This window comes from Xanthomonas sp. NCPPB 1638 (genome assembly GCF_041475635.2).
Lineage (GTDB): Bacteria > Pseudomonadota > Gammaproteobacteria > Xanthomonadales > Xanthomonadaceae > Xanthomonas > Xanthomonas cucurbitae.
In genome coordinates, this window is the sequence record NZ_CM192984.1 from 3701419 (window position 1) to 3724759 (window position 23341).

The 23341-nt window shown below is 61.2% G+C and carries 18 protein-coding genes; 6 read left to right on the forward strand and 12 right to left on the reverse strand.

All coding sequences use genetic code 11. The annotated features are described in order from the left end of the window. The first annotated feature begins 17 nt into the window (after positions 1-17). On the forward strand, positions 18-1937 hold the full coding sequence (locus ACCQ13_RS16000; RefSeq protein WP_159407542.1) for an alpha-amylase family protein: 1920 nt from the start codon (positions 18-20) through the stop codon (positions 1935-1937). A 220-nt stretch (positions 1938-2157) separates the two neighbouring features. Here the strand turns inward: ACCQ13_RS16000 and ACCQ13_RS16005 are convergent, their stop codons facing one another. From ACCQ13_RS16005 to ACCQ13_RS16055, 11 genes are all read right to left on the reverse strand, one after another. After that, entirely contained in the window at positions 2158-2838 is a 681-nt protein-coding gene (locus ACCQ13_RS16005; RefSeq protein WP_104602600.1) for a type 1 glutamine amidotransferase domain-containing protein, read from the reverse strand. A 151-nt stretch (positions 2839-2989) separates the two neighbouring features. Beyond that, complete coding sequence (locus ACCQ13_RS16010) at positions 2990-4252, reverse strand: flavohemoglobin expression-modulating QEGLA motif protein (RefSeq protein WP_159407543.1); 1263 nt, start codon at positions 4250-4252, stop codon at positions 2990-2992. A gap of 2 nt (positions 4253-4254) precedes the next feature. Next, positions 4255-5346 (reverse strand): ribosome small subunit-dependent GTPase A, encoded by a 1092-nt coding sequence (gene rsgA, locus ACCQ13_RS16015; protein ID WP_274391974.1) that lies wholly within the window; start codon positions 5344-5346, stop codon positions 4255-4257. Between the two features lie 279 nt (positions 5347-5625). Next, positions 5626-10758, reverse strand: coding sequence for a calcium-binding protein (locus tag ACCQ13_RS16020; protein WP_274391975.1), 5133 nt, complete (start codon positions 10756-10758; stop codon positions 5626-5628). Positions 10759-10788: 30 nt separating this feature from the next. Next, complete coding sequence (locus ACCQ13_RS16025; RefSeq protein ID WP_223214357.1) at positions 10789-11913, reverse strand: hypothetical protein; 1125 nt, start codon at positions 11911-11913, stop codon at positions 10789-10791. A gap of 54 nt (positions 11914-11967) precedes the next feature. Continuing rightward, positions 11968-12399: a Tle-like phospholipase domain-containing protein gene (locus tag ACCQ13_RS16030; RefSeq protein WP_159407545.1), complete on the reverse strand. Its 432-nt coding sequence runs from the start codon at positions 12397-12399 to the stop codon at positions 11968-11970. A 30-nt stretch (positions 12400-12429) separates the two neighbouring features. Then, on the reverse strand, positions 12430-13068 hold the full coding sequence (locus tag ACCQ13_RS16035; protein ID WP_223214358.1) for a hypothetical protein: 639 nt from the start codon (positions 13066-13068) through the stop codon (positions 12430-12432). 96 nt (positions 13069-13164) lie between these two features. Next, positions 13165-13593, reverse strand: a complete 429-nt coding sequence (locus ACCQ13_RS16040; RefSeq protein ID WP_274391976.1) for a Tle-like phospholipase domain-containing protein — start codon at positions 13591-13593, stop codon at positions 13165-13167. Between the two features lie 18 nt (positions 13594-13611). Next, the gene (locus ACCQ13_RS16045; RefSeq protein WP_223214359.1) at positions 13612-14187 is read right to left on the reverse strand and encodes a hypothetical protein; all 576 of its coding nucleotides are present in this window, start codon (positions 14185-14187) and stop codon (positions 13612-13614) included. A gap of 4 nt (positions 14188-14191) precedes the next feature. Then, positions 14192-15613, reverse strand: a complete 1422-nt coding sequence (locus ACCQ13_RS16050) for an HlyD family type I secretion periplasmic adaptor subunit (RefSeq protein ID WP_159407547.1) — start codon at positions 15611-15613, stop codon at positions 14192-14194. Continuing rightward, positions 15610-17775 (reverse strand): type I secretion system permease/ATPase, encoded by a 2166-nt coding sequence (locus ACCQ13_RS16055; RefSeq protein ID WP_159407548.1) that lies wholly within the window; start codon positions 17773-17775, stop codon positions 15610-15612. The genes ACCQ13_RS16050 and ACCQ13_RS16055 overlap by 4 nt, the downstream gene beginning before the upstream one ends. A 289-nt stretch (positions 17776-18064) precedes the next feature. Here ACCQ13_RS16055 and ACCQ13_RS16060 point away from each other — a divergent pair, with 289 nt between their 5' ends. The 4 genes from ACCQ13_RS16060 to ACCQ13_RS16075 all read left to right on the forward strand — a co-directional run bounded on the left by ACCQ13_RS16060 (position 18065) and on the right by ACCQ13_RS16075 (position 21206). Next, a complete protein-coding gene (locus ACCQ13_RS16060; RefSeq protein ID WP_159407549.1) occupies positions 18065-19336 on the forward strand; it encodes a pyridoxal phosphate-dependent aminotransferase in 1272 nt (423 codons plus the stop codon). Next, complete coding sequence (locus ACCQ13_RS16065; protein WP_159407550.1) at positions 19336-19986, forward strand: SGNH/GDSL hydrolase family protein; 651 nt, start codon at positions 19336-19338, stop codon at positions 19984-19986. The genes ACCQ13_RS16060 and ACCQ13_RS16065 overlap by 1 nt, the downstream gene beginning before the upstream one ends. 6 nt (positions 19987-19992) lie before the next feature. Then, positions 19993-20394, forward strand: a complete 402-nt coding sequence (locus ACCQ13_RS16070; RefSeq protein ID WP_159407551.1) for a hypothetical protein — start codon at positions 19993-19995, stop codon at positions 20392-20394. A 140-nt stretch (positions 20395-20534) separates the two neighbouring features. Continuing rightward, positions 20535-21206: a methyltransferase gene (locus tag ACCQ13_RS16075; RefSeq protein ID WP_104602386.1), complete on the forward strand. Its 672-nt coding sequence runs from the start codon at positions 20535-20537 to the stop codon at positions 21204-21206. A gap of 199 nt (positions 21207-21405) precedes the next feature. Here the strand turns inward: ACCQ13_RS16075 and ACCQ13_RS16080 are convergent, their stop codons facing one another. Further along, positions 21406-22197, reverse strand: coding sequence for a polysaccharide deacetylase family protein (locus ACCQ13_RS16080; RefSeq protein WP_208800396.1), 792 nt, complete (start codon positions 22195-22197; stop codon positions 21406-21408). A 45-nt stretch (positions 22198-22242) separates the two neighbouring features. On the opposite strand from ACCQ13_RS16080, the gene grxD reads away from it, so the two are divergent. Continuing rightward, positions 22243-23169 (forward strand): Grx4 family monothiol glutaredoxin, encoded by a 927-nt coding sequence (gene grxD / locus ACCQ13_RS16085; RefSeq protein ID WP_104602388.1) that lies wholly within the window; start codon positions 22243-22245, stop codon positions 23167-23169. Positions 23170-23341 lie beyond the last annotated feature (172 nt).

A 23341-nucleotide genomic window follows, 5' to 3' on the forward strand; every position in this document is an offset into this window, starting at 1 on the left:
CTGCCCGGCCGCTGCCAATGAGCACCTCCCCCAACGATCTCACCTCATGGCGCGCGGCATTTGCCGCGTCGCTGGATGCAGCGCAGGCAGGCGCGCTGCTGGCGCGCTTCGATCGCCACGCAACGCGCCTGCTGGCGGCGCTGCACACGCTGTATGGCGAGCGCAGCGACTACGCGCAATGGCTCACACACTGGCTGGCTGCGCTTGGCCGCAGTGCGCAGCAGCGTCCGCAGGCGCTGCAACAGCTGGACGCAACGCGCAAACCGGGCTGGTTCGGCGAGCAGCACATGCTGGGCTACAGCGCCTACGTGGACCGTTTTGCCGGCACGCTGCAGGGCGTGGCCGAACGCGTGCCTTACCTGCAGGAGCTAGGCGTGCGCTACCTGCACCTGCTACCGTTTCTGCGCGCACGCGCCGGCGACAACGATGGCGGCTTTGCCGTCAGCGACTACGGCCAGGTCGACCCCAGCCTCGGCAGCAACGACGATCTGGTCGCGCTCACCACACGGCTGCGCGAGGCCGGCATCAGCCTGTGTGCGGACTTCGTCCTCAACCATACTGCCGACGACCATGCCTGGGCCCGCGCCGCACGGGCCGGCGACACGCGTTACCTCGACTACTACCACCACTTTGCCGACCGCCAGCTTCCCGACCAGTACGACTGCACGCTGGTGCAGGTCTTTCCGCAGACCGCACCGGGCAACTTCACCTGGATGGAGGCCACCGGGCAGTGGATGTGGACCACGTTCTATCCCTATCAGTGGGATCTGAATTGGAGCAACCCGGCGGTGTTCGGCGAGATGGCGCTGGCACTGCTGCAGCTGGCCAACCTGGGCGTGGAAGCCTTCCGCCTGGATTCCACCGCCTACCTGTGGAAGCGCCCCGGCACCAATTGCATGAACCAGCCCGAGGCCCACACCCTCCTGGTCGCGCTGCGTGCGGTGGCCGATATCGTGGCGCCGGCGGTGGCGATGAAGGCCGAAGCCATCGTGCCGATGGCCGAACTGCCACCGTACTTCGGCAGCGGCGCCGACCAGGGCCATGAATGTCACCTGGCCTACCACAGCACGCTGATGGCGGCTGGCTGGTCGGCATTGGCACTGCAACGCGGTGATCTCCTGCATCACGTCATCAGCACCAGCCCACCGCTGCCGGCCAACTGCGCGTGGCTGAGCTATGTGCGTTGTCACGACGACATCGGTTGGAACGTGTTGCAGCACGAAGCAGCAGGCAATGCCGCACAGCCGCCCTTCGCACTACGCGATGTCGCGCGCTTCTATGCCAACGAGGTGCCTGGCAGCTACGCGCGCGGCGAACCCTTCCAGAGCAGCGGCGACGGCGTGCATGGCACCAACGGCATGGCCGCGGCGCTGACCGGCATCCAGGCGGCCATTGAAAGCGCAGATGCGACAGCGCTGGCGCTGGCAGTGGACCGGCTGGTGCTGCTCTACGCGCTCGCCCTGGCGATGCCCGGTATCCCGCTGATCTACATGGGCGACGAACTCGGCTTGCCCAACGACACCCGTTACCGCCGCGATGCCGAACGCCGGCACGAGGGCCGCTGGCTGCATCGGCCGGTCATGGACTGGCAACGCGCGGCGCAACGGCATGATCGTGACAGTGTGAGTGGACAGATCTATCAGCGGCTGCACGCGTTGATTCGGCAACGTGCAGCGCTACTAGTGCTTGCTGCAGATCAATCACTGGGCAGCATCCGGTTGGCTGATGCGCAGTTGTTTGCACTGACGCGTGGCGAGAGCTTTCTCGCCCTCCACAACTTCAGTGATCGACCGCTGCACGCGGAGCTTGCGGGCAAGGTCAACGGCCGTTGGCGAGTGTTGGGAGATCGAAGCGAATCGGCTGCAGCACCACTGGGCGATGACATGCGCCTTGTACTGCCGGGGTATGCCGTGCGCTGGTTGGAACGTATTGATTGATCGATGTGGGTGCGGCGGCTTGGCTGGTGCATCGGCCGTACCCTCACCCCAACCCCTCTCCCGATGGGAGAGGGGCTTCGCACGCATTTCCACTCGAGCGGCATACCCCAACGCAGGCGGCATACCGAAGACTGCGCTGTCCCAAGACTGCGCTGTGCACGTGGCAGCAGCGATGCATCTTTCGCCACCGCTGCTGCAAAACCGCACGTCGGCCGGCGACTCAGCGCTTCAGCAGTTCCAGCAGGGTCTGCGCGGTCTTCTCCGACGACGCCGGATTCTGCCCGGTCACCAGCGTGCCATCGGCGACCACATGTTCACCCCAATCGGCACCTTTCTCGTAGCGCCCGCCGAGTTCGGTCAGCACGTCTTCCACCAGGAACGGCACGATCTTGGTCAGGCCCACGCCCTCTTCCTCACCATTGGTGAAACCGGTGACGCGGCGGCCATTGACCAGCGGCTTGCCGTCGCTGCCCTTGACCCGACGCAGTGCGCCCGGCGCATGGCAGACCAAACCATGCGGCTTGTCCGCCTTGGCAAAGGCTTCGATCAGCGCGATCGAGTGCGCGTCTTCGGCCAGATCCCACAACGGACCGTGGCCACCCGGGTAGAACACCGCATCGAAGTCGTCGGCCTTTACGTCGGCAAGACGATGCGTGCTAGCCAGGGCCTGTTGCGCGGCACTGTCCTGCTTGAAGCGCTTGGTCGCCTCGGTTTGCGCATCGGGTTCGTCGCTCTTCGGGTCCAGCGGCGGCTGGCCGCCTTTGGGCGAGACCAGGGTGATGTCGGCACCAGCGTCCTTGAACACGTAATACGGCGCGGCAAACTCTTCCAGCCAGAAGCCGGTCTTCTTACCGGTGTCGCCCAGCGTATCGTGGGACGTGAGCACCATCAGGATCTTCATCGCATTGCCTCGCGTTGTTGCCCATCTCGGGCGAGGCAGCCAGTGTGCAGTTCTGCCCGTTGCAGCATCGTGTAGAGCGCGTGGTGAGCATCGAATGTGTTCATGGATGTAGTCGCTCCATCATTGCGAAGAGGCCACTGCGTCGCACAGTTCACACATTGATCGCTGGCGGCTGCAGTTGGTCCATGCGGATGCGATTGGCGAACAACGAAAACGCCAGCATGCCGGCCAGCCCGCTGACCCGGCTCACCCACGGCGGCAGCCAGCGTGGCGCCACCAGCACACCGCTGTCGAACAGTGGCGCAAACCGCGCCACATCGCCCAAGGCCATCTTGCCAGCGAACAGATAGCGGCACAGCTGCAACTGGTCGCGCTGCAGGGCATGCCGGAAGAAGGTGTGCACCGCGACCAAACCGCGCAGGTACACCGTGTCCTTGGTGAACGCACCACCGCCATGGGTGGGTACCCCGCGAAACACCCGCTGCGCCGAGGAAAAACTCTCCGCCGCGTTCTGCCCGCCATTGGTGAAGTAGCGAAACACCTCTATGAAATTCGCGCCTGCCCGCGCCATCGCAATCGCCTCAATGCGCATACTGATGCGCTTCATGCGTTCGATATCGATGCTGCCGGTGATCTGCTCGGCAAATGTCGCCAAGCCTTCCTGTGTCGCGGTGGTGCGCGGCGAGGAAATCCCCAGGCTGGGCAGATGCAGCTGCGCGCGACCGTTGAGCGCGGTGAGCGAATGCACCAGCGCCTCATGATGGAACAGCTGCGCGCGGTCGTAATCGCTGAAGGTCGCGCCGCTGCGCAGGCGGATACGGTGTGCGCCGGCCGCCGCCTTGGCCAGCAGATCCGGGTCCAGCGTCACGGTGATGACGCGCCCTTCGAAGAAGCCGTCCAGGTCGTTCTGCAACTGCATGCGCAAGGCGGTAGCCGACACCGGCACCTGCTCTTCCGGCGCCAGCAATTCGCGGTCCAGCTCCTGCGCGATCTGGATGAAATGCCGCGCCGCCTCGCGCGTGCTCGGGCCGTTGCCCGGCATCGGGTCGTCGGGCACGCCGAACAACTGCGCCGAATAATCGCTGACCGCCGCGGTCCCCAGCGACTCCAGCAGGCCGGCGGCCAGATCCCAGCTATGGGTCGAATCGATCAGGTAGGCGCCAATCGGATGGTGCGGATCGGCCGCTTTCGCAATTGCGGCCAGCTCGCGCCGGGTATCGGTAAAATCCAGTACCGGGTACTCCACCTGCGGCAGTTCCGGCTGCCCGCGCGCCACGCTTTGCAGGAACGGCTCCTGCAGCGAGCGCGGCCAGCTCGCCAGGGCGAGCAGGCGCACACCGCGCACGGCCTTGACCAGGCGCGCATCCAGCGCCGCGTGGTGGACGATCTCCGGCGGACCCTTGCGCAATGGCATGCTCAGCGTCGCCCGGAACGATCGACGCTGGCCGGGCGCTTGCCCGACCCCTTGCCACGGGTGTTCTGCGCCACGCGGATGGCGAGTTTTTCCGCCGCGCTGGCCACTTCCACGCGCAGCTTCATGTAGTTGGCCACTCGCTCCGGATCCAGTTCGCCAGCTGCGATCGCCGCCTGCACCGCACAGCCCGGCTCGGCCAGATGCGCGCAATCGCTGAAGCGGCACTGCGCCGCCAGCGCTTCTACATCCGAAAAGCCACCCTCGGCCAGATCTTCCTCGCCGGTGGGCTTGAGTTCGCGCATGCCGGGTGTATCGATCAGGCAGGCACCGGTGGGCAACGGAATCAACGCACGATGCGTGGTGGTATGCCGGCCACGCGAATCGTTCTCGCGCACCGCGTTGGTCTTCATCTTCTCGGTGCCCAGCAAGGTGTTGGTCAAGGTGGACTTGCCCACACCGGACGAGCCCACCAGCACCGCGGTGCGCCCATCGCCCAGCCACGGCCGCAGGACCGCCACGCTGGCCGGATCTCGCGCATTGACCGCACGCAACGGAATGTTCTGTGCTTCCAGCTCCTCCAGCACCGCCAACGCATCCTCGGCGTACTCGGTCTGGTCGGCCTTGGTCAGCACCACCACCGGCTGCGCACCGCCGCCGCCCACCAGCAACAGGTAGCGCTCGATGCGGCGCGGATTGAAGTCTGCATCCAGCCCGCACACGATGAACACCGTATCGATATTGGCCGCGATCACCTGCTGGTGGTAATGCTCACCGGCCGCCCCGCGCTTGATCGAGGTGCGCCGCGGCAGCAGCGCCACGATGCGCTTGCCCTCCATCAGCACCCAATCGCCCACCGCCGCCCGCTCATGGCTGGGAAAGCGCGGACGCTGCCACTCCGGCAACGACTCGGCCTTCAGGCTTGCCTCCGGCGTATCGGCCACCACATAGCCGGTGCGATGCTGCTCCACCACCCGCGCCGGCAATGCCTGCGGATGCGCAGCGAAGATCGCCTGCCAGGCGGCCTCCTCGGGAGGACCAGGCCAGGGCCAGCCGATGGATTGGAGGGTGGGGTAGTTGGGGGAAGGCGTACTCATGGGGCGATTCTACGCCCACTGCTATTTGCAAGGCCCGCGTGCCATCCACGGATTCCGCACCGAGTGTCATCGATGCAGTCCCCGCCCAGTCAACCGGCACGATCCGCCGCCCCGCATCCAAGGCGGCAGCGGGGGCCGGCTGGTGCAACCGCAATGACTCGAACGACTGGCCGCAGAGTGAAGGAATCTTGGGACGACGAAGATCACCCCGCAGATCGATTTCCCCTCCCGCAAATATATAAAACTATTTGCGGGAGGGGTGCATCCACCCAGGGGAAATTAAAGTGCAGCGATCAATACATGCGGCTGATTTTCACGTTCGTTCCAAGACTGCGCAAAGACCTCCTGGCCTGCTTCGGCCTGGGACATTGCACCGACCAACTGACTCAGTTCCGCCCCACCAACCAAACTGTCTACCTGGTCTGCGGTAAGCTCCATCCAGTTCTGGTCGTACAGACGGTCGACACGATTGGCCGCTTCCGTATACCAGCCCTTGAACATCAAGCTTCCAGATTGGTCATTCAACGTTATGACCATGTCGTCGCCGCTTCGTGCAAAGCTGAATTGATCGAACCCGGCGCCGTTGACGCGCAACATATCTTCGCCATAGGCATCGACATTCACGATGGTGTCATCGCCTTGGCCAGCGGTGTAGACATAGAGGTCATCGCCATCGCCGCCAACCAGAGTGTCGTTTCCATCGTTGCCATCCAGCTCATCCCCACCATCCCCGCCGTACAAGAGATCACGCCCGCCCCCTCCATAGAGGGTGTCGTACTCACCCAATCCGCTTAGCACGTTGTCTTGCGCATTGCCGGTTAACTCATTGCGGAATTCATTCCCGGTGCCACTGACGGCGGTACCGATCAGAATCAGCGACTCCAGGCTACCTACCAACGTAAAATCGATACTGGCGGCTACCGTATCGCCGTTGCGATAAGGATGTTCGCCCATCGCGGGAATACCGGACCCTCCTGAGTCCGTCACAGATGATGTCACCGCATTGTTGGACGACTGCATCGCCATTGCCATGGGAAATGAGGGGGCATGCCCCTCGGTTTCTACAATTACATCACCGACACTGTCAACATAATAAAGATCGTCGCCACCACCACCCTCCATGCGATCATCACCCGCACCACCGATAAGCGTGTCGTCGCCCCATGCACCGATCAATGTGTCATTCCCTGCCCCACCGTCCATCCAGTCGGCCTCATAGGAATAATCCTCTGCAGCCGCCCCAGTCAGGACGTTGGCCCCGGCATTTCCCTTCAAACTATTCGAATTCCTGTTACCCGTCCCGTTGAGATCGGAAACTCCGTCGAGAATCAACTGCTGCACGTTCATTCCAAGTGCGTAATCAATACTACTACGTACGGTGTTGATACTCTTGATTCTAGAATCGTCTGAATATCCATCATCATAAATCGAGTCGCCGCTATCGTCCACCACGTAAGTGTCGCTGCCTGCACCACCGCGCATCACATCTGCGCCCGTGCCGCCGTCGAGCAAATCGTCACCGCTATTTCCTTGCAGCTGGTCGTTGCCCGCCATTCCGAATAACTGATCATTCCCGATACCTCCGCTCAGTACATCGTTGTCTTCTGTCCCAGTCAAGTTCATATCCGGATTGATAGCAGTGGCGTGCAGCGTTGCTGAATCCCAGATGGTTCCATCCGCGAACACCATCGATTCGATCATTCCCTTTTCATCTATAGCAAAAAATCCGTCGATGGTGAGCATCGCTTGACCATCGACTTGTACTTCCATGTTCTCGCCCAGCTTGTAGAGCGTAATGTCGCCTTGGGAAATGTCAGCATTGAACAGGATCCTGTCCATTCCACCACCATCACGGATGAACAGGCTTCCGTAACCCTTCCCAAACACGTAGGTGTCCCCGGCCAAGCCGCCAAGTAGGCGCGCCCCTCCTGGCCCGATGTCAAACCACGTGGCTCCTGCAGTTTCCCGATTGACCTCGCCCATCCCATTCTGGATACCGATGACGTAGCCGCCGGCGTCCGGGATCTCTGGATAGGACGAATCCACGGAGACCTCGATGGGGTCGAGCGGTGCGGTTAGTTGCGCCAGGATATCCTCTTGGTTCCAAATGGTTCCGTCGGCGAAATGCAGCGCATCAATCGGACCACCACTACCCCATTCTTCACCAGCGCGAAAGTGACCCAGCACGATTAGCCGGTCGGTGTAGCCTTCGATGTCGATCACCAGCGCATTAGCGGAACGCGCAAGACGAATATTGTCGACAGTAATTCCTTCCCCCAGCTCGATCAGATCATGCCCAGGCTCCTCGGTTGGGAAATTATCTACAAAATCCAACTCAGAACCCAGGCCGAAACGGTAAATATCGTCTCCACTACCACCGATGAGAATGTCCGAACCACGTCCACCGACCAGGATGTCATTACCCCCACCTCCCTCCAGGCTGTCGTTTCCAGACCCGCCCAGAATTGTGTCGTCATTCTCTCGCGCGGACACCATGTCGTTACCCGCACCGGCATCGATGAAATCATTCCTTGCATAGAATCCAACCAGATTGTCATTCCGATACGAACCTTGCATGGACTGGTATAAAATCTCCTGCAAATCCCAGGTGGTGCCGTCGGAAAAAACTACCTGCTCAATCGAGTCCAGCACCCTGAAATCTGGATACTGGTAATCGTAGAATTCCCGCACAGAGATCGAATCGTCAGTCCCATCTATGATGAACGTCAAATCGCCTCCAAGGCTATCGCCTCGATACACGACAACATCTTTCTCCAACACACTGGCATCGAATCTGAGCGTATCGATATCTCCAAACCTGGGCCTACTATCGTCCCGCCAGTAGTATTCCAAGATGCCATCGCGACCTCCACCGCGGCCGAACTCATAGATGTCTGAATCCGCATTTCCACGAAGTGAATCGTTACCGGCGCCTCCATTCAGAATGTCAGCGCCATCCTGACCGACGAGTTCGTCGTTGCCCGCTCCACCCAACAGGGTGTCATTGCCAGCATTGCCATAAATATCGTCGTCACCGTCGCCACCATCCAGATAATCGTCTTGGCCGGCCTTAATCCACCAATACCGATAGTCGCCCTGCAGCATATCGTTGCCACTACCACCGTAGATCGTATCCTTCCCCCAGTCACCAAAAATATCATCGTCGCCGTCGTACCCATAAAGCGTGTCGTCTGCCGAACTCCCTTCAATCTCGTCGTCGCCGCGCCACAGCAACTCGGGCAAAAGCTCGGTACCGTCGGCAAGAAAGACCCGTGCCGTCGGCCCATCGACACCGACATACCCCTCTATGGTGAGATTCTGACCAGTCTCCGTAACGGTCACTATCAATGCACCACTCTTGAGCGCGTAGTGCAGATTGGAGGAATGACTGATATCAACCAGCTGTACGCGCCGGATGGCAGCAGTGGGATCAAAGGCAATACTGTCATTGCCGTAACCATTTCCATAGCGAAACACGTCGGAACCCGATCCGCCAGACAAGCGATCGTCGCCAGCCCCGCCATCGAGAAGATCGTCGCCATCACCACCTGCCAGCAAATCGTTACCACCCCCACCAAAGACGAGGTCGTTGCCGACGCCACCGTCAAGGGAATCATCGCCCTCCAGTCCCTGCAACTTGTCGTTACCGGCCTCGCCGTACAGCTCATCGTCCCCACTGCTCCCTTGGAGATCGTCATTACCTGCAGTGCCGCCACCCAGCAGGCTCAGGGCTTCGGCCTTGCCTAGAACAGTACCGTCGCCAAAGACGATCCGGTGCCCGCCACTCTCGGGCGTCAGGAAGCCATCAAGGCGAATCGTTTGGTCCGCGCCGAACGCCATCACCAACGCGCCCCCGCTGCGTCGGAACGTGGCCTGATCTCTCAGCAAGCCACTCAGCATGACGGTGTCGCTTCCAGACGATGCATTGCCCAACTCACTCACCACATCATGCCCATCTCCGGCCTTGATGACGTAGGTATCGTTTCCTTCTGCGCCAATCAGGATGTCGTTTCCGATACCACCATTAAGTTGATCGTCTCCCCTCCCGCCATCGAGAACGTCGTCACCTGCATTGCCGGAGAGCTTGTCATTACCGGTGAAATTTCCAGCCTGATCGTCACCATGCAGACTGTCATTGCCTTCGCCGCCGGCGATCTGGTCGTTGCCGCCCATGCCGAGAATCGTGTCATCTCCCAGGCCGCCTTCGATCGTATCGTTGCCTTGCTCGCTTTCCGGCGCGTCGACGTCGTCGCCGACAATCACGTCATACCCTGCGCCACCACTGATGGTGTCCGATCCCGCGCCACCCAGCAGGGTGTCTGCGTCCTCGCCGCCGTCGATGACATCATCGCCCCCCTGCCCATTGATCCAGTCCATGCCTGTCCCGCCGGTGATGCGGTCTGCGCCATGGAGTTCCAGACCCAGCTGGCCGACCACGAAGTCACCGAAGATGGTGTCGTTGCCCGCATCGCCGGAAATGGTGTCGTTGCCGCCGCCTCCCCAGATCTGATCCTGACCCTCGCCGCCATACAAACTGTCGTTACCCTGGCGCGACGCGTCCATGCCCACGGTATCGCCAAGAATGACATCGTCGTCCTGGCCGCCCCAGATCTGATCGCTACCCCCGTCGCCCCGCAATTCGTCGTTGCCAGCACCGCCGTCGATGATGTCGTTGCCGTCCACCCGTGCTGCAGACGACAGATTGGCAAGCTCTTCACCCGCAAGCACGCCGTTGATCTGGTCGCCGAAGATCAGGTCGTCACCGTCGTTGCCCAACAGGATGTCGTTGTCATGGCCGCCAGAGATCACGTCGTTGCCGATGCCGCCGTCGACAACATCGTTGCCCTCACCGCTCATGATAAGATCCGAGCCGCCGCCGCCATCGATGACGTCGCCGCCGTCGGCAAACAGTTCCGGATCTGGATAGAACGACGGCCCACCATTCCGGATGGTGCCGACCAACCCCAGGAAGACGTCTTCGTAATAGGTCCGCGCATCTTCCGCATCGCCGCTGCGCAGACCCACCATGAAACCCACGCCACTGGCCAACATCCTGTCGGTGGGCGGGGCACCGACCCAGCGGTCCAGATTACGCGCCGTTCTGGCGACCTCGACGATGAAGTCGTTGCCATCGCCGCCATGGATGATGTCGCTGCCAGACCCACCGTTGATGACATCGACACCGCCACTAGCGTCGATGGTGTCGGTGCCGAAGCCCGTATAGAACGCCTCGGCCGCTTCAGTTCCCTGGAAGACGCCGTTGATGTTTTCGACTTCCGGTGTCAGATCGCCGTCCCACTTGCTACCCGACGGCGGCAGCACACCAATCTCTCCGCCTAGCGATATGCCCAAATGGCCGTTCTGCCAGCGCTCGACATGGATTGTGTCGCCGCTTGAGGCATTAGTGATCATCAGGGTATTGACCGGAGTCCCAATCAAGGTCTATCGCAGCTTGCCGGTAGCATCGGCCCAGGTGGTCTCGGTCAGACGTTCACCCGCCGTCACCAACATGTTGTCAACGTAAAGAACCCCATCTCCACCGCTGTCATAGATACGATCTACGCTGGCGAGCAGCGATTCATTGGTACGAAAACGATAGGTATCAAATCCTGCGCCGCCGTACATGTAGTCGTCGCCCGAACCGCCACTGATGTCGTCATCCCCGTCGCCACCCAGGACCAGATCATCGCCGCCGCCGACAGCGATAGTGTTGTTGCCGTGCAGGGCCACCACCACGTCCGAGCGCACGTCGAAATCAGAACCGACATAGTGCATGGCAGCACCATCCTGGACACCCCAGCGTGCGCGCTCCAGAAGATTCGTATCGAGGGCAACATTTTGTGTTCTTGCAGAGACATATTGGCTAAGTGATTCGATGCCGACCTTCTGCTGATCACCGAGTGCTTCCGCATCGAAACTGATGTAGCCGTCACTACGGGTCAGAACTTCGGTGAGCCGACCAACGAACGCCTTCTTTGGTGATCTACCATCCGCTTGCTGATAAAGCCCGGCTAGCAAGACGTCTACCAACGCACCGGCCAGATTCAACTCTTTCCTATCTCCATTTTCATGAATGACGAACGAATTATCGGCTCCTCGCAGTTCCGCAGCAGCGATTTTCGCCAAGTCAGCTGCAATTACATCGAGAGAGCCTTCTCCCGCCAGTTGCCGCTGCACCAGCAATTCAAGCAAGGTGCTGGAGGTGATACTGGTTGGAAGCAGGTTCTTGTATGCACCCTCAAAGATTCTTGGAAGCAGCTCCTTATAATTCCTCGACGCCTGAAGAAAATCCTTAGAATTCATGAACCCTGCAAGCAATGTCATCGAATGCAGATTGACGGCTCTCGAGAAATCAGTGCCAACGCTGCCACCCCATCCAAAAAGATCTTCTGCCTGGGGGTCTAGCACGAGCGGATTGCCGTCATTTATCTTGAACGCATTGTCTGTCGCATAGCTAAGCACCTCCCCAGCTACTACGATCTGCTGCACATTGGCTTTCCGCGCCTTGTATTCAAGTTGATTGTAATCTTTGAACGCCTGTGGAATTGTATATTCAGCAAGCTCCAATATCGCTTCGTATGCATCGTAAGTAAATGAGGCCGCCGACAACTCGAACAGCGCCTAGTCGAAGACAATTGCCTTCTTATCGAAATAGACCGCCATCAATGACGCAAGGCCACCACCGAGGGAATGCCCGGTAAAACTGGTCTTGCCAGGGTCCACGTCTTGCAGCTTAAGGACATCCAGATAGAAAACGACCGCCTCCAATGACTGAGAGATTGTCCCCAAGCCTGCCGGAAGATTGCCCGACAGCCAGTCGTTCAACGTGGCGCCTTCTTCATTTGTCGTCCCAGCATACGAAACGACCACCTCGCCTGTAGCAGCGTTTTGGTAGGCTCTAGCCATGAACCCTGTCACCGATACGGATTCGGCTATCTGGATCCATCCATTTGGGGGCCCGAGCGTATTCAACTCCGTTCTAACACCAGATTTCGCTCCATATACATTAGCCGCAAGTAAAGCATAATCAAGCTGCACTTTATTGAAATCCATGGCAATCCATCCTTCTTATACAATTAAATATTAGTCACAAATCGCGTAGTCGCGTTTCTTGTAGAACTCAGAGATTAATTTTGGAGGGCCAGAACTTGGCTGCCTCGTTACATAAGCAATATCGTCCCAAGACAGGTAGGTCACGGGCCTATCCGCATGGCGAAACCCCCAATTCCCGGTTCCAGACAAATTAACTCCCATCTGCGCGATAGGCGCCTGCTGCTGATCGACCCTGTGCATCACGCCTTTGCGCCATCGATAGACCTCAATTAAATAGGTTCCCGAAGACTTGTCCACGCAGAACTTTTCTTTCTTATCAGTGATAGCGACCACTAGATAGGCGTCATTGTTAACTACATCAAAAGAAAGCATTTCCGGGACCACGTCCGCGGTCTTAGCAGACCAGTGCACCCCCAACGGCGAGTAATTAATTTCCTGATAGATAGGAGGACCATCGTTCGTATTGGGGAAACCACTTTTTAACGCCACTGAATAACGATCCACATCAATACGCCGCCCATCGCTAAGCCACACCTGCTCCTTCCAGCGCATGGTGTCCTTGTTGCTGCAACCAATCAACACGGCAGCCATCACCAGCCCCCCAACTATTACCCATCCGTGCATCGTCATCGCATCGCCCTCGTGAAATATTTCTGGTGAAAAACTCATGCACTACATCTAATTCAACCAAATACACTTGCGAAATACTTACCGCATTTCGCAAGTGCACTTCATGATTGCGACAGATCCTGGATATCAATACTGTCAAAAGAAACTGCCATCAGCGACGCAAGCCCCCCCCCAACCAAGCGAGTGACACATGAAAGTTACAGACGTGTCGGCAACACCCGGAATCCTAAGCACTTCCAGGTAAAAAGCCATGGCCTGCTCCACCTGGGTAGAATAAACACCAGCACCCGCAGGAATATTTCCGAAAATCCAATCCATTAAATTTTCTTGCGTGGTTCCTGCATAACTAACTACCACTTCACCAGTTTCAGAATTACGAAAGGCTTTCCCCATAAAGCCGGAGCCAGTTACTCGCTCTGAAATTTTTGTCCATTCCGGCCCCGGGAGTGGCAATGCATTGAGCTCTGATCTAATCAGTGGATTTCCATTCACGTCATTATTAGAAGCAGCATAGACATTTGCTGCAAGCTGCGCATACGCCTTTTCAGAGTCACTGAATTCCATTAACTTTAACTCCCTTAGTTATTTACAAGATAGATTTGGTGTTCGAGTATAAAAATCTAAGACTAAACTTGGCGGTTGCTCTTCCCATTGCCTCGTAAGGTCTGCAACTTCTTTCCATGATAAGTATTGCCCCCCCCGACCATCGTTATGAAGGATCCAGTGCGCATCCCCGGAAAGGTTCATCCGCATTTTTTCAAGTGGAGCTTCGCTCTGATCGATTTCCTGCATTTTTCCATTACGCCAGCGCAAGACATTCAGTAGAAAATCGCCTTTACGTCGCCACATGCAGAATTTAGCGCGGCCTTCCCATGCCGTTGTAACAAGATAAGCATCGTTGCCATCGATATAAAAAGATTTAACTTGTACCGCGCCCTCTCTTTCCCACAGTACCTGCAAGGGCTCATATCTGAATTCTTGATGCAGCGTGACGATTGACGACGAATTGGGAAAATCCAGTCTCCCTACCGCCTGACGCTTCACCTCCACAAATCGCCCCTCACCCAGCCAGACCTGCTCCTTCCATTTCATCTTTTGCTTGCAGCCAGACATACACGTCATGACCACGACCAAACCGATGAGCATCAGCAGTTTCATAATTTCATCTCTCTCTCAAGGATTCCGAGCCATGCATTCGCAAAGGACTCAACAAATAATCAATCACCCGCCGCTTCCCCGTTTTCACTTCCGCATTCAAACTCATCCCGGCACTCATCCGCACCTTGACGCCATCGATCTCTAACGTGCTGCCATTCAATTTGATGCGCGCAGGGAATACCAAGCCGAGCTTTTCGTCCTGCGCGGCATCATGCGAGACGCTGGCGACCGTCCCGGTCAGATAGCCGTAGCGGGTGTAAGGGAAACTGTCGACCTTGACCGTAACCGGCTGGCCGGGTCGCAAGAAGCCGATGTCCTTGTTCAAGACGGTGACTTCAACCTCCAGCGCTTCTTCGGCCGGTACTACGACCAGTAACGGCTGTGCGGGCGTCACCACACCACCTATTGTATGAACGGCCAGTTGCTGGATGGTGCCGTCGACGGGCGCGTGCAGGGCCATCAGCTTGTCGCGTCGTCCTGTCTTGGCGACGTCCTGGGTCAGTTGGCCGGCCTGCTCGCTGGCTTGGCGCAGGGCATCCAGTGCCTGCTGGCGTGTGTCGGTAACCAGCACGCGCAACTCTTCCTGTGCCGCGCTGATCGCCGAGCGGATTTCCTGTAGGCGATTGCGCTGGGTGGCGAGCTGGCTTTCTGCGGCGATGCGTTCCTGTTCGCGCAGCAGATAGTCGTGGCGGCCGACGTACTTGCCTTCGACCAGGCGGCCGTAGTCCTCTGCGCGCACTTTGGAGATGCGTGCGGATTCGGCCAGCGGTTGGATCGCGTCCTGGGTAGTCTGCAACTCGGCCTGGCGTTGGGCGATGCTGGCTTGCAGGTTATGCCGGCGCGCCTGGAATGCGTCGAACTGGCTGCTGACCAATTGCTGCTCGTTGGCTACGCGCTCGGCGGGTAGATCCGGTGCCGCGCCCAGCTGCGGTGGCTGCCCGGTGGCGATGGCCGTTGCCAGGGCGGCCTGACGTAGCGCGGCGAGCCGTGCGTTGACCAGGGCGTCGCCGGCCTGGGCGAATTCGGCGCCGGTGGCGGTGGCATCGAGTTCGACCAGCAACTGACCTTTCTTCACCGCCTGGCCATCGCGTACCAGGATCCTGCGTACCACCGCGGTTTCTGCGGTCTGCACCACCTTGGTCCGCGAATCGACCACGGTCTTGCCGGGCGCCACGGCGACGATTTCGAGCTTGCCCAGGCAGGCCCACAGCAGCGCCACGCAGAAGAACCCGATGATGATGCGCATCGTCCAGCGCGCGGTGGGCGAGACCGGAGTTTCGGTCAGCTCAAGATGGGCGGGCAGGAACGCGCGCTCATCGGCGCTGCGCGCGGGCGGGTCGAGCTGGCGGCGCACCGCCCAGACCGATTTGAAGATCTTGAAATAGCGGAGAAAGAAATCACGCCATCCCTGGAACAGGTGCTTCACGGTGTCCCCTGTTGCAGTCTGTACAGATGTGCGTACTGGCCTTCCGGGCGGTCGACCAATTCAGCGTGCGAGCCGCTCTCGACGATGCGTCCCTTCTCCACCACCACGATGCGATTGGCCTGCCGCACGGTGGACAGGCGATGGGCAATAATCAGCACGGTGCGGCCCTTGCAGATCGCACGCATGTTCTGCATCACCGCATGCTCCGATTCGTAGTCCAGCGCACTGGTCGCTTCGTCCAAGATCAGAATGCGCGGGTCGCCAATCAATGCGCGTGCGATCGCAATGCGCTGCCGCTGCCCGCCGGACAAACCGGTACCATGCTCGCCCACCTTGGTGTCGTAGCCCTCTGGCAATTCCAGAATGAAGTCGTGGGCGCCGGCCAGCTTTGCGGCATGGATCACCCGCTCCAGCGGCATGCCGGGATCGGTCAACGCGATGTTCTCGCGCACGCTGCGGTTGAACAGGAAGTTCTCCTGCAACACCACGCCCAGTTGCCGGCGCAGCCAGGCCGGATCGGCCAGCGCCAGATCCTGGCCATCGATCAGGACACGCCCGCGCTCGGGCGTGTAGAGCCGCTGCACCAGCTTGGTCAGCGTGCTCTTGCCGGAGCCGGAACGGCCGACGATGCCGATGATTTCGCCAGGGCGGATATCCAGCTCGATCCCGTTGAGCACCTCGGGCGCATCCGGCCGGTAGCGGAAGGTGACCCGCTCGAACGTCACCTGCCCGCGAATCGGCGGCAAGGCCAGCCGGCTACCCGGCACCTCGGTACGGGTATTGAGGATGTCGCCCAGCCGCTCGACCGAAATGCCCACCTGCTGGAAATCCTGCCACAGCTGGGCCAGCCGGATGATCGGCGCGGTAACTTGGCCGGACAACATGTTGAAGGCGATCAACTGGCCAATCGACAGCTTGCCCTCCATCACCAGCTTGGCGCCCCAGAATAGCACCGCCACGGCGGTGAGCTTCTGCACCAGTTGCACGCCTTGCTGGCCCAGCGTGGCGATGCGGGTGACGTTGAACCCGGCGCTGACATAGCCGGCCAGCTGGTTGTCCCAGGTGCGTGTCACGCGCGGATCCACCGCCATCGCCTTGACAGTGCCGATGCCGCTGACCGTCTCCACCAGGAACGATTGGTTGTCGGCGCCGCGCGCAAACTTGTCGTTCAAACGCTGGCGCAGCACCGGGGTGATCAAACCCGAGATCGTGGCGTACAGCGGCAACGACAGCACCACGATCAAGGTCAGCCAGCCGCTGTACCAGAACATCACCGACAGAAAGACCACCGTAAAGAACAAGTCCAGCACCGACGTCAGCGCCTGTCCGGTCAGGAAGTTGCGGATATTCTCCAGCTCGCGAACACGCGCGATGGTGTCGCCGACACGCCGCGATTCAAAATACGCCAATGGCAGCGACAGCACATGCCGGAACAGCCGCGCACCCAGCTCCACGTCGATCTTGCTGGTGGTGTGGGCGAACACATAGGTGCGCAATCCGGAGAGCAGCACGTCGAACACCGCCATCGAGACCAGTCCGATCGCGATCACGTCCAGCGTGGTCAGGCCGTTGTGCACCAGCACCTTGTCCATCACCACTTGATAGAACAGCGGCGTAATCAGCGCGAATAGCTGGATGAAGAACGAGACGACAAAGACCTCAATCATCAACTTGCGATACTTGACCACGGCCGGGATGAACCAGCTGAAGTCGAACTTGGCCAGGTCGCCCAGCACCGAAGCCCGCGAGGCCACCTGCAACAACCTCCCCTGGTAACGCGCTTCGAACTCCGCAGGCGAGATGGAGCGCGGCCGCTTCTCGACCAGATCATGGATCAGGATCTGATCCGCACCGACCTTGGCCACGATGAACGCGTCACCGCCCGGCACCAGTGCCAGAGCAGGCAGTGCGGCCATGCCGATCCGCGCAGCCGGCTGGGCAACGACCTTGGCTTTCAGCCCAAGCTGCTTGGCCGCCAGTAGCAAGGTCGTCTCGTCGAACGGCTCGCCGCCACGGCCAAAGCCATGCGCCAATTGCGTCGCATCGGCAGCAACACCATGGAATTGGGCGAGCAGGACCAGCCCCTGCAAGCCCAGATCCGGTCGTTCATGCACCGACGAGCCGCCCTCGAGCAACGAGAGCGACGCACTTCCCCCTGACATAACGCGATCCTTGCTGAGAGCCGGCAGGCTCAAGTGATCGAGTAGGCTCTTTGAATGTTAAGTAACTGTCAATCAGCGAACATCCTGTTGGCGATCAATTTTCTCAATCGAGCGGCGGCCAACTGTGATATGCAGCCATTGGCGACGCCTGCGTCATTCACTCTTGGTAATACGTCCTAATACCTTAGCGGCTTAACTGACCCCCTTGACATCGTTACCGATGCAAGCATGTCCGCCTGACACATTTCCGTTACCATGCCAAGCCTCACGCCTACAACCGGCCCGCCGTATGTCCACTGCCCCGCAAACGCCGCTCGCCATCCGCGAGCGTCTGTCCGAAGTCCGCTACGAAATCCGGGGCGAACTGGCGCGGCGAGCGCGGGAGCTGGAGGCGCAGGGCCGCAAACTCATCAAGCTCAATATCGGTAATCCGGGAGCGTTCGGGTTCCGCGCGCCGGAGCATCTGCAGCGCGCGATCGCCGACGACATGGGCCGCACCGATCCCTACACCCATCAGCAGGGCCTGCCGGAAGCGCGCGAAGCCATCGCCACCGCGTACTCGCGCCGCCAGCACCCGGATGCGCACCCGGACCGGATCTTCCTGGGCAACGGCGTCAGCGAGCTGATCGACCTGTCGCTACGCGCCCTGCTCAACCCTGGCGACGAAGTGCTGGTGCCCTCGCCCGACTACCCGCTGTGGTCGGCGGCCACCATCCTCAACGACGGCCGCCCGGTGTACTACCGCTGCGCGCCGGAGAACGGCTTCCAGCCGGACCCGGTGGAGATCGAAACGCTGGTGTCCTCGCGTACCCGCGCCATCGTGCTGATCAACCCGAACAACCCCAGCGGTGCCAGTTACTCGCGGGAATTGCTCGAACGCATCGTGACGATTGCCGTCAAGCACAACTTGCTGCTGATGGTCGATGAGATCTACGACCAGGTGCTGTACGACGGCGCGGAATTCGTGCCGGTGGCGCCGCTGGCCGGCGCGCATCCGTGCATCACCTTCAGCGGCCTGAGCAAGGTGCACCGCGCCTGCGGCTGGCGCGTCGGCTGGGCGCTGCTGTCCGGCGAACAAACACGCATCAACGATCTGCGCAACGCGCTGGACCTGCTCGGCGCCTTGCGCCTGTGCGCCAACGTGCCCGGCCAGTACGCCATCGATGCGGCGGTCAACGGGCCGGACACCATTTCCGCGTTGTGCGCGCCGGGCGGCCGCCTGTACGAGACCCGCCGCGCGGTGATCGAGGCCTGCGCGGCCAGCGCGCATCTGCAACTGGTGGCACCGGCCGGTGCGCTGTACGCGTTCCCGGCGGTGGTGGGCGCGGCGGCACGCAACTTCGATGACCACGCATTCGCGTTGGACTTGATGAACGAGGAAGGCGTGCTGGTGGTGCCCGGCTCCAGCTTCAACGTGCCGTATCGCCACCACTTCCGCGTGACCCTGATGCCCGAAGCCAGCGTGATGCGCGATGTGTTCGCACGTATCGACCGCGCCCTGGCACGCCGCGCCGAGGCGGTGACCAAGGTGGTGCCGCTGAAACCTCGCAGCGTGGCCTGATGGCCGCGCTGGGCGTGCCGCAGCGCTATCTGGCGCTGGGCGATTCGTACACGATTGGCGAAGGCGTCGCCGCTGCGCAGGGGTGGCCGGCGCAGCTGGCCGATGGCTTGCGTGCGCAGGGGTGGGCGGTGCAAGCACCACAGATCATCGCCACCACCGGCTGGACCACCGATCAATTGCAGGCCGGGATCGACGCGGCCGCGCCGCAGGGTCCGTTCGATCTGGTAAGCCTGCTGATCGGTGTCAACAACCAGTACCGCGAGCGCTCGCTGGAAGAGTACCGCAGCCAGTTCGATGCGCTGTTACAGCGCGCGATCGCGCTTGCCGGCGGCCATGCCAAACGCGTGCTGGTGCTGTCCATTCCCGACTGGGGTATGACGCCGTTCGCACGCGCACAAGGCCGCGATGCGGGCCTGATTGCGGCGCAGATCGACGCGTTCAACGACGTGGCGGCAGCGCGCTGTACCGAGCGCGCAGTCCGCTTCATCGATATCACACCTACCAGCCGCGACGGCAGCGATGCGGTGGAGATGCTGGTCGAAGATGGCCTGCATCCTTCCGGCGCGATGTATGCGCGCTGGGCCGCCGTGGCCTTGCCTGCGGCGCGCGATGCGTTGGGCGCGGCCGGCTTGGTGCGCAGCATGGAATAGATCGTAATGAAAATCGGGATTTCCGAAGCTTTTCGCAGATACGGGGCAGTACTCAAGAACGTCAACTGGTCCGTCAGCTCCTGGGCCGCAGAAAACATATTGGTGGTAAGCCTTTGGGATCACCACGCCACCCGTCCTGGCTCGGGAGTTCTAGCATTCGAGGATCGATTCGATCGTTGGTCCGGGCCAGGCAACCGTGAATTCCGCGCTAACGTGACGCGAGCGTACGATACGGATGCGGCGGTGCATCTTATTCTCGCTAGAGCCCTGCAGCCAGAGCGCATCCAGCATGGCGAGGATGGCAGCAAGGTTCCCAAGACATTCGCTGTACGAGATGATTTGATCGGGCGGGTAGCCAACATCGATGGCGAAAACTACGTCATCGAGTTCCGGCAAGTGATTGCCTGACACAAGGCTCATGCAAATAGCTCACGGTGCAGATTGCCGAGGGCGGACCACAGTGGCGCTTACGCGCCTGATTCATAAGCTACCCGCGCAACACGCCTGATTGCCAAGGAACGACATTGCACAGCCCCGCTACCCAACCGATGAGCCGCGCACAGGCGCTGGCGATTGCACGTGCCTTCCTGCCCCGGCATCCGCTGGGCAACCGCTACGATTACTACTACACCCAGGCCAAGCTGCGCACCGACCCACTGTATCCGGGCGTGCTGGCGCAGCTGCGCAGCACTACCGCGCCGGTGCTGGACCTGGGCTGCGGGCTGGGCCTGCTGGCCCATGCCCTGCGCGCCGATGGCCAAGCGCTGGCGTACTACGGCGTGGATGTGGACGCCTCCAAGATTCGCCGCGCGCAACACATCGCACAGCGTTCGGCGCTGGGCAACACCCGTTTCGAAGTGGTCGACCTGAGCCTGGCATGGCCGCAGCACCAGGGCAGCGTGACCATCCTGGATGTGCTGCAGTATCTGCAGTCGGACATGCAGGCCGGCCTGCTGCGCAGCGTGGCGCAGATGCTGACCCCAGGCGCCAAGCTGGTGATCCGCAGTGCGCTGGGCGACGACAGCCGGCGCGGCCGCACCAGCCGGGTCACCGACGTGCTGGCGCACCTGAGCGGCTGGATGCAACGCATGCCGCGCAGTTATCCCACCCGCGACAGCCTGCAGGCCCAGCTGGATGCTGCAGGCCTGCGCGCCACGTTTGCGCCGCTGTACGGCAATACGCCGTTCAACAACTGGCTGATCGTGGCCGAACCGCGCTGAGCGTTCGTATCGCCGAAGGCGCCATCGGAAGGCGCCGGCGATCGTCCGGGCGTCCAGGTCGGTCGTGGCGCCCCCACGCGAACACAGACGGCGTGCATGCCTGCATGCGATGCCGATAGCTTGTACACGTCGCGCGCCGCGGCGGCCGCCACGCTATATCGCATTGCGGGCACCCACCGCGGACGTGTTGCCGTGTGGCTCAATCCGGACGCCGCCCTGCAAGCCCACGCGCCTGCATCGCTTGCAGCACGCCGCGCAGGATGGTGGGATTGTGGCCGTGCGCAGCGCCTTCGTGCAGCAAGACGATGGCACCCGGATGCAGGTCGCGCACGATGCGCGCCACGGTGGCCTCCGGCTCGCAGCGCACGCCATCAAACCCACGCGCACTCCAGGCCACCCGGGTCAGCCCATGCGCACGCAACGGCGAGGCGACGAAGGGGTTGGTCATGCCGACCACCGAGCGGTACAGCCGCGGCGCCTGCCCGGTGATGGCCGCCAGGGTGCGCTGCGCCAGGCCGATCTCCTGGGCCATGCGGCGCGGGCCCAAGGCCCAGAACCAGGCCTGCGGATGGGTCTGGCTGTGATTGCCGATGCCATGCCCGCGCCGCACCATCTCGCAGACCAGCTCTGGCCGCTGCGCGGCGCGGGCGCCGACCACGAAAAACGTGGCCTTGGCATCATAGGCATCCAGCAACGCAAGGATGGCCGGCGTGTCGTCGGACGGGCCATCGTCGATGGTCAGCCACACCTGCGGCGCGTGGCCGGGCAGCTGCGCCAGCACCGGCGCGTACAGCCGCGCACGCGGCAGGAATACCGGCACCACGAACAGCGCATGCGACAGCAGCAGCGCAGGCAGCCCCCAGGTCCAGCCCAAGTGCCACCACAGCAGCGCCACCGCCACCTGCGAGCAGGCGAACAGGCCAACCCAGCGGTACGGCCGCGAGGGGGTGCGATACAGCGTTTCCGGCGTGGTCATGCCGCATGATGCCATGCGGCGTAGAATGGGCGGCCTCCACGACCCGACCGAAGCGCTGCCATGTCCCTCGATCCCGCCCTGCGTTCCCGTATCGATACGCTGCTGCAATCCAGCCGCGTGGTGCTCTTCATGAAAGGCCAGCCCGGCATGCCGCAGTGTGGTTTTTCGGCCAAGGCGGTCGGCGTGCTGGACGGGCTGGGCATCGACTATGCCCACGTCAACGTGCTGGCCGACCAGGACATCCGCGAAGGCATCAAGGCCTATGGCGATTGGCCGACCATTCCGCAACTGTACGTGGACGGCGAGCTGGTCGGCGGCAGCGACATCATCGTGCAGATGGCCGACAGCGGCGAGCTGAGCAGCCTGCTCGGCCTGCAGGCGCCGGACCGCAGCCCGCCCAAGATCACCATCACCCCGGCGGCGGTGGACATGCTCAAGGGTGCGCTGGCCGATGCGCCGGATGCGTCGCTGACGCTGGCCATCGACGCCAACTTCCAGCCCAATTTCCAGCTGGCGCCGACCAACCCGAACGCCATCGCGGCCGAATCCAATGGCCTGCGCGTGCAGTTCGACCTGGCCAGCGCGCGCCGCGCCGATGGCATCACCATCGACTGGGTCGACGACATCCGCGGTCGCGGCTTGGCCATCGACAACCCGAATGCGCCCAAGCCGGTGCAGGAGCTGTCGGTGCGCGATGCCGACGACCGCCTCAAGGCCGGCAGCCTGACCCTGGTAGACGTGCGCCCGGCCGACGAACGCGCACTGGCCACGGTGGCCGCGCCGTTCCGTACCCTGGATGCGCACGAGCGCGCAGCCATCGAGCAACTGCCCAAGGACACCCCACTGGCGTTTCTGTGCCACCGTGGTGGCCGCAGCCTGCAGGCGGCCGAGCATTTCCGCGGCCTGGGCTTTACCAACGTCTACAACGTCACCGGCGGTATCGACGCGTGGTCGGACGCCGTGGACAACGGCGTGGCGAAATACTGAGCACACACGAGCCGCAGCCGTGCAGCCATCACCACACATTGGAACGGGCGCTCCAGTAAGCGTCCGTTTCTCGTTGCAAGCCAGCTCCGGCCGAGTACCCGGCAAAATTGTGCCCACTTAGAGACGCCGGTCACCTGGCACGTCAAGCCCGACCGGCAAGTTCCATCGCATC